This is a genomic window from Psittacicella hinzii, assembly GCF_003585935.1.
Classification (GTDB): Bacteria; Pseudomonadota; Gammaproteobacteria; order Enterobacterales; family Psittacicellaceae; genus Psittacicella; species Psittacicella hinzii.
On record NZ_NRJG01000172.1, the window covers coordinates 1 to 6,875 of the forward strand.

Annotated in this window: 6 protein-coding genes and 4 tRNA genes; 5 read left to right on the forward strand and 5 right to left on the reverse strand. The window is 32.6% G+C overall.

What is annotated here, in order from left to right:
- The first annotated feature begins 353 nt into the window (after nucleotides 1–353).
- A complete protein-coding gene (locus tag CKF58_RS07670) occupies nucleotides 354–1,508 on the forward strand; it encodes a hypothetical protein (protein ID WP_119532605.1) in 1,155 nt (384 codons plus the stop codon).
- 3 nt (nucleotides 1,509–1,511) lie between these two features.
- Complete coding sequence (locus tag CKF58_RS07675) at nucleotides 1,512–2,225, forward strand: uracil-DNA glycosylase (RefSeq protein ID WP_222987767.1); 714 nt, start codon at nucleotides 1,512–1,514, stop codon at nucleotides 2,223–2,225.
- Nucleotides 2,226–2,323: 98 nt separating this feature from the next.
- On the opposite strand, the gene CKF58_RS07680 is transcribed toward CKF58_RS07675, so the two are convergent.
- From CKF58_RS07680 to CKF58_RS07700, 5 genes are all read right to left on the reverse strand, one after another.
- Nucleotides 2,324–2,755: a ribonuclease E inhibitor RraB gene (locus CKF58_RS07680; protein ID WP_119532607.1), complete on the reverse strand. Its 432-nt coding sequence runs from the start codon at nucleotides 2,753–2,755 to the stop codon at nucleotides 2,324–2,326.
- Between the two features lie 104 nt (nucleotides 2,756–2,859).
- Nucleotides 2,860–2,935 (reverse strand) — tRNA-Asn (locus tag CKF58_RS07685).
- A 12-nt stretch (nucleotides 2,936–2,947) separates the two neighbouring features.
- Nucleotides 2,948–3,023: transfer RNA gene (locus tag CKF58_RS07690), tRNA-Phe, on the reverse strand.
- 10 nt (nucleotides 3,024–3,033) lie between these two features.
- Nucleotides 3,034–3,109: transfer RNA gene (locus CKF58_RS07695), tRNA-Asn, on the reverse strand.
- 12 nt (nucleotides 3,110–3,121) lie between these two features.
- Nucleotides 3,122–3,197, reverse strand: a tRNA-Phe gene (locus CKF58_RS07700).
- A 667-nt stretch (nucleotides 3,198–3,864) separates the two neighbouring features.
- Here CKF58_RS07700 and CKF58_RS07705 point away from each other — a divergent pair.
- The 3 genes from CKF58_RS07705 (at nucleotide 3,865) to CKF58_RS07715 (ending at nucleotide 6,842) form a co-directional block, all read left to right on the forward strand.
- On the forward strand, nucleotides 3,865–5,091 hold the full coding sequence (locus tag CKF58_RS07705; protein ID WP_119532609.1) for an aminotransferase class I/II-fold pyridoxal phosphate-dependent enzyme: 1,227 nt from the start codon (nucleotides 3,865–3,867) through the stop codon (nucleotides 5,089–5,091).
- 51 nt (nucleotides 5,092–5,142) lie between these two features.
- Nucleotides 5,143–5,949, forward strand: a complete 807-nt coding sequence (locus CKF58_RS07710) for a methyltransferase domain-containing protein (RefSeq protein WP_119532611.1) — start codon at nucleotides 5,143–5,145, stop codon at nucleotides 5,947–5,949.
- Nucleotides 5,950–6,029: 80 nt separating this feature from the next.
- Entirely contained in the window at nucleotides 6,030–6,842 is an 813-nt protein-coding gene (locus CKF58_RS07715; RefSeq protein ID WP_119532613.1) for a dethiobiotin synthase, read from the forward strand.
- The last annotated feature ends 33 nt before the right edge of the window (nucleotides 6,843–6,875 follow it).

Consider the following 6,875-nt stretch of genomic DNA (forward strand, 5'->3'; position numbering starts at 1 on the left):
AAGTAGTATAGGGGGATAATTATTATCTCTTAGAGCCCTAAGAACTGACTTTATGTCTCTTCTATACAAATTGCTTAAAATGCCAAATAGATATAAATATTTAATGGGCTTAGATTTAAACTTTGCATAGCAGAAAAGTCAACTCGAACATTATAGCATAAGTTTGTAATAAACCCAAATGTTTTTTCATATTTTTATTAAAAAATATAGATTTACAAACTACTTAATTCGTAAAAGAGGGTGCTATGCGTATTTAGCTTTGAACTCTTGCCTAGTATCTTCGCCTAAGAGAGCTATTTTGAGTATAATAAAAGCAAATAAAAATTCATCACACCCACAATAAAAGGTTATATATGGGGATTTTTGATTTTTTTAAAAAGAAAAAAGCTGTAGCTAAAACACAGGCTACTACAGTACATGAGTTCTCTTTACCTGATAGCCAACAAGTTAAAGGTAATAAATATGCTGACTTTAAGAAAAAGGAAGCACAAGTAGATTCACCAATGCAGGCATTACAACAGATCCCTGCTTTACAAGTAGAATTTTCTTATTTTGACAAGTTTTTAGCACAGCAAGAAGGTTTTAAACCTGAGCTTTCGCGTATGCTTTTATTAGATCATCGTAATTTATCACTGGTAAATTTACATGATTTAATCTTAAAGTACACCCAACAGTATCAAGTTTACAGTGAAAATCTCCTACACGATGAACAAAATCGCGATAAATCGCGTTTCTTATCTTTAGTGCAAGCTGTAGATCAAGTTTTTGGCTTAGCTCTCTTTGATCGTGAGCGAGTATTCAATTTTAAAGCTTTATGTGTTATTGACTTTTTCTTAAATGAAATTTTTTATAGCAATTTAGTTACTTATCGCGAACATCTTGAATACTCTAAACAAGATATCGAGCAAGTTCTAAGTACTCATTTTAGAAATATTGATCCACAAGATTTTATAAATGATTACATAGTACCGAGATATGAACAAATCTTAGAACCTCTGATTACTAAAGATTTTGCTCAGGCTGAAGGTAAGAGTACGGAATTTTTTACTAAGCGTTTACCCTACTTATTACTTGTAGATTTAGTACGTAAAACTACTTTCTTGCCATTAACTTATCATGAGCTTGTTGAAGAATTTTTTAAATCTTGGTTACAAACTCCTGATGACGTTAATAATTTCCAAGAAATGCGTCGTAATGTAATTCTTCAGCAGCGTGCACTATGGCAATTATTAATAACTCAATGTTTAGCAATAAAAGCTTTTGAGTATGACATTACAGGTAAGTCTTATCACTTAGATGTAGAAGCTTTAGAAGGATTTAAGAAATCTATCGCTCAATTACCTAATTATATGTTCACGCTTTTACTCCTAGCACGTCGTAAAGTAAATACAAGTGATATATCTTTATTTGAAAAAGATATAGAGTTAGTTGAGCAATTAACTTTCTTGTGCGAATCTCAAGTTGATTACCGTAAGCTTTATTTTTATCTTAAAAATTTAGGACTGTAAGTAATGGATAAGCAAAATCAAATTTTGCATGATCTGCACGAGCAGTTAGAAATGCTCAAGCGTAATTGGCCTGAATTAGCTAATTATTTACAGGTTACAGATCATAAAGGTAATACCCTATGGCAACAAGTTGAGCAGATTTATCTTGAGCATGGGCAAACGGTGCGACCACTTGCCAAAGACCTATTTAATGCATTTAGTATTCCTTTAACTCAAGTTAAAGTAGTGATAGTAGGGCAAGATCCTTATGCTTCAGATCATGCGCATGGTCTTGCTTTTAGCTCAGCTATGGATCGTGATATTCCTAAAAGTTTACAAAATATTTTTCTTGCTTTAAAAAATGATTTTGGTGAAGAGTACCAACCGCATGTGAAGGGTAAAGCTAATCTCCAGCCATGGGTTGAGCAAGGAGTATTATTGTTAAATACTCGCTTAACCGTTGAAATTGGTTGTCCTTTAAATCCTTTGCATGATATTTGGCAAGAGTTTATAAATCTTGCTTTTAACTTACTTGCGCAAAAATCGCACCTTGTATACCTATTATGGGGTAAACATGCTCAAAGTTTTGCAAGCCATGTAAATGCTCAGCTGAATCTAATTTTAAAAGCACCACACCCATCTCCTCTAAGTGCTTATCGAGGTTTCTTTACTTGTGGTTGCTTTAAGCAAACTAACCAATATTTACTTGAGATTGGACAATCTACAATACTATGGTAAACAAAAAAATGAGAGTTAATACAACTCTCATTTTTTTTTGAATCTTGTTATTTGTGTTTTAGTAATTTTTAGGCTGATGTTGATAGTTAAGATGAAAGTTATACAGACCAGTAAATAGGTTCAACGTTTTCATCTTCCTCTTCTCCGGTTTCAATGAAAGTACCAAAGAAGCCATAAGCTACTTCACCTTCAGGGAATTTATTAATAATATTTAATAATTCGCTGATATCTTCAATAATATATTCTTTTTCAGTCAGAGGAACTTCTACAGCTACATCTAAATTCCAGTAACCGTCAGGATATTCCACACGATCCTCTTCATTGATTAATTCTTCATTAATAAATTCAGGTTCATCACATTCAAAAGATAATTTAGCAGCTTCGGCAATAAAATTATCAATGTACTTATCTGATTTAAAAATAATATGATGCAAAATAATGTGATTTAATTCTGGTTTTGTGCCAGCTGCTGTAATGTCAGCAATGGTTTCATCAAGAAATTTAGAAATAAAATTTAAATCAGGATTCATGTGTCAACCTATAACGAAGAATGAAAATAATGACAGTAAGTCACGCACGCTAATTATAGCATACAAAAAAAGAGTAACAGATATCTCTGTTACTCTTGAATATATGGCTCCTCCTGCTGGACTTGAACCAGCGACATACGGATTAACAGTCCGCCGTTCTACCGACTGAACTAAGGAGGAATAATAAAAGGATGGTGCCTCGAGCCGGAATCGAACCAGCGACACGGGGATTTTCAATCCCCTGCTCTACCGACTGAGCTATCGAGGCAAAAGAAAAATGGCTCCTCCTGCTGGACTTGAACCAGCGACATACGGATTAACAGTCCGCCGTTCTACCGACTGAACTAAGGAGGAATAGTAAAAGGATGGTGCCTCGAGCCGGAATCGAACCAGCGACACGGGGATTTTCAATCCCCTGCTCTACCGACTGAGCTATCGAGGCAAAATAAAATCTTGCTAGACAAAAAAATAAAGACAGTAATTAGTAATTTGTTATCCTGTCTTTCGCTAACGAGGTATATTATGCACTATAGAAAAATAAATGTCAATTACAAAAATGAAAAAAGTTTTTAAACTATTGTTTTTTATGGAGGAAAATCTAATTAAATTTATTGCTTTATTTTTGCTTAAGAATTTTTTATTTAATAAACCGTAGTTAAATTAAATAATTTCTCTTCATTCAATTTATAAACCTTTACTATAATCGTTTGAAAACGTATTAATGCTTTAATTTAGGTATAAGTGTAATTATTTATCTATTTAAAAATTGTCGTACTTTTTTCTAGATTGAGTATATTTTTACTTAAGCTTAAGTAGATAACATTAAAATTGCTATCGATAACATCTAAACTGCTCTGATAGCAATTAAAGATCTATGTCAAAAAAGTGTGATCTAGTTGGCAAATCCGTAAGAAAAATATCTAATTTTAGTGAAATCCTTGCATAATATAACTACCCCCCTAAAATTTATGGTAAAAGTCGAGTGAAATATATTATTCTGCTTAAAATAACTAACTTTTGCCATATAATATGCACATTGCCCAAACTAGAAAATAACTAGTATTTAAAAGTAGTAAAGGTAGTGTGTAAAAATTTAAGAGGAACCTATTATGTGGGAAAAATTTAAAGCTCCATCTCCTCATTTAGAAAGAGTTAACTACGAAATTCGTGGACCTCTTTTAGAGACAGCTAATCGTTTAGAACGTGAAGGTAATAAAATTTTAAAATTAAATATTGGTAACCCTGCCGTATTTGGTTTTGAAGTGCCAGAAGCTTTTGCTCAAGATCTAGAAGATTGTGTATATAAATATCATGGCTATTGTGATTCAAAAGGACACGTTGAAGCCCGTAAAGCCATTATTGCCTATAACCATAAATTAGGTATTGGTTTAGATACTGATGATATTAACCGTGTATATATCGGTAATGGTGTATCGGAATTAATCAAAATTGTTACAAGTAGTATTTGTAGCAATGGCGACGAAGTATTAGTACCAACTCCAGATTATCCTCTATGGTCGGCGGCTGTAAATTTAGCCGGTGGTACTGCGGTTTACTATAAATGTGATCCTGAAAATAACTGGAATCCAGATATTGCTTCAATTGAGCAAAATATTACCCCGAGAACGAAAGCTATTGTGGTTATTAACCCAAATAACCCAACAGGGGCTGTTTACTCACGTGAAACTCTTGAAAAAATTGTAGATATCGCTCTAAAACACGAGCTAATGATTTTAAGTGATGAAATCTATGATCGCATTACTTACAACCAAGCAGAACATGTAGCTATTGCTTCAATTAATAAACAAGCATTATGCATTACTTTTAATGGAGCTTCAAAAGCTAACCGTGTTTGTGGTTATCGTTTAGGTTGGTGCTTCTTAACAGGTCCATTTGAGCAAGCTCTAGGATTTATTCAATCTATGGATAAATTAACGAGTATGCGTCTATGTTCAGTTTCTCCGTTCCAAGCATTAATTCCTGCTAGCCTTGAAAAAGATAAGTCTATTTATGAATTAACAGCACCAGGTGGTCGTTTATACGAACAAAAATCATTATTAGAACGCCGTATTAATCAAATTGATGGACTTTCTTGTACACCAATTAGTGGCGCTTTATATGCTTTCGTAAAAATTGATTTAGCAAAATTTGACTTTAAAGATGATGTTGAATTTGCGCAAAAATTACTTTTAGAAGAGCATGTACTAGTTGTACAAGGTAAAGGTTTCAATTGGAAAGAAGGTGATTATTTCCGTATAGTCTTCTTACCAGATGTAAATACTTTAGCAGATGCTTTAGATCGTATTGAAAACTTCTGTAACCGTCATCGTAAATAATTACATTTAACAAAAGATGGGGTATGTGTAATACCCTGTCTTTAATTTTATATGTCAATTAATAAGCAACGTATAATCCATAACTTTTCTCAAAGTTCTCTTTATTCAGAGCATGCCATAGTGCAGCAAAAAATGGCGCAAGTCTTAATAGATTTTTTACTAACTCACAACCCTAATGTGCAAATCAAGCATTTAGTTGATTTAGGTGCTGGATTAAACGCAGATTTTACGGTTAAATTATTAAATAATCTAGCAAGCAAAAATTTAGCAAGTGCGTTACAGATAGATCTTGTTGATTTAGTAAAAATAAATTCACAAACTATAGACATACTTGACCATACTATAAGCTCTTTGCAAGAAGATTATAAAGTAACTACTTATCAACAAGCCGCACAAGATTGGTTACCGGCAAATAGTAAAGCTGATTTAGTTATAAGTAATGCAATGGTACAATGGCTTGCTGATCCGCAAGAATTTTTAACTCATCTAGAAGCGCAGGTTTTAGCTCCTCATGGGATATTGCTTTTTAGTATGTTTACTACAAATAACTTTCATGAATTAGCTGCTATCACCAAACAAAGCCTTACTTACTATTCTTTACAACAATGGCAAGAGATGCTTAAAACAAGTGGTTTTGAAATAGTAGCTTGTGTAGAGTATATGCACCCTCTGTATTTTGCTTCAGTAAAAGCTCTGCTTGAGCATTTAAAATTAACTGGAGTAAATAATTTAGCTCAAACTAAATGGAATAAGAAGTCGTATTACCATTTTTATGAGCAATACGAAAAGTTACGTACAGATTATGGGATCCCTCTAACCTATAATCCTTTATGCTTTATGTGTAAGAAAGTTGCGTAAGATCAAAGAGATACGCCACAAGCTAAATAGTTATACAATAAAAAAAGCTCATATCCTCGATCTTTTCCTAGGAGAAAATTATGCATAAGACCCTTTTAGTTGTTTGTGGTACTAGTACAGATGTAGGTAAAACCTACATTTCAGGACAACTTTTAAGTCATTTTTTATTAAATGGTTATATTGTAAATAGTTGTAAACCAGTACAAACTGGAACTACAGATCATACTTCTCCAGATCTAGCCGAACATATACAAATAGTACAGCAGAATCTTAGTCATCTCAATAATAGAGAAGAATTAATAGCTAAGCTTAAAACAAAAGTCGAACAAGTAACTTACACTTACAATTTAGCAACATCCCCACATGTAGGTGAAAAACTAGGTCATACAGAAACTTTTACCTTATCTAAAATTGTTCAGCAAACGATTTCTTTATGCTTAAACAATCAAGATAATCAAGCTGATTTATTATTAGTGGAATTAGCTGGAGGAGTAATGTCTCCGGTTAATTTATATCAAACTAATCTTGAGTTAATTTTTGCTTTAAATCAAGCATGCAAAAGTAATCAGATTAATTTTATATTAGTACTAATAGCCGATGGTGCTTTAGGTTCGATATCCCACACATTAAGTGCGCTTAATTTGTTACCTCAAGTTGATTACTTAATCTATAACTCGAGTAAACAAAATATTACAACTAATGAACAAAAAATAATTAATCAAACGAACTTTTCTTATTTAGAAGATCTAAAACAATTTTATAGCAACGGAGATTTAGATCGTAATAGCGTACTTAAGCCAGTAGACAATACTTATCTAATAGCGCAAAAACTGCAAAATACCCAGTTAGTAAAATTTAATAGCTTAGATGATTTAGCACAGATCATAATTTAGCTATAAAATTGTTAAGTTTTAATTAACTAAGCT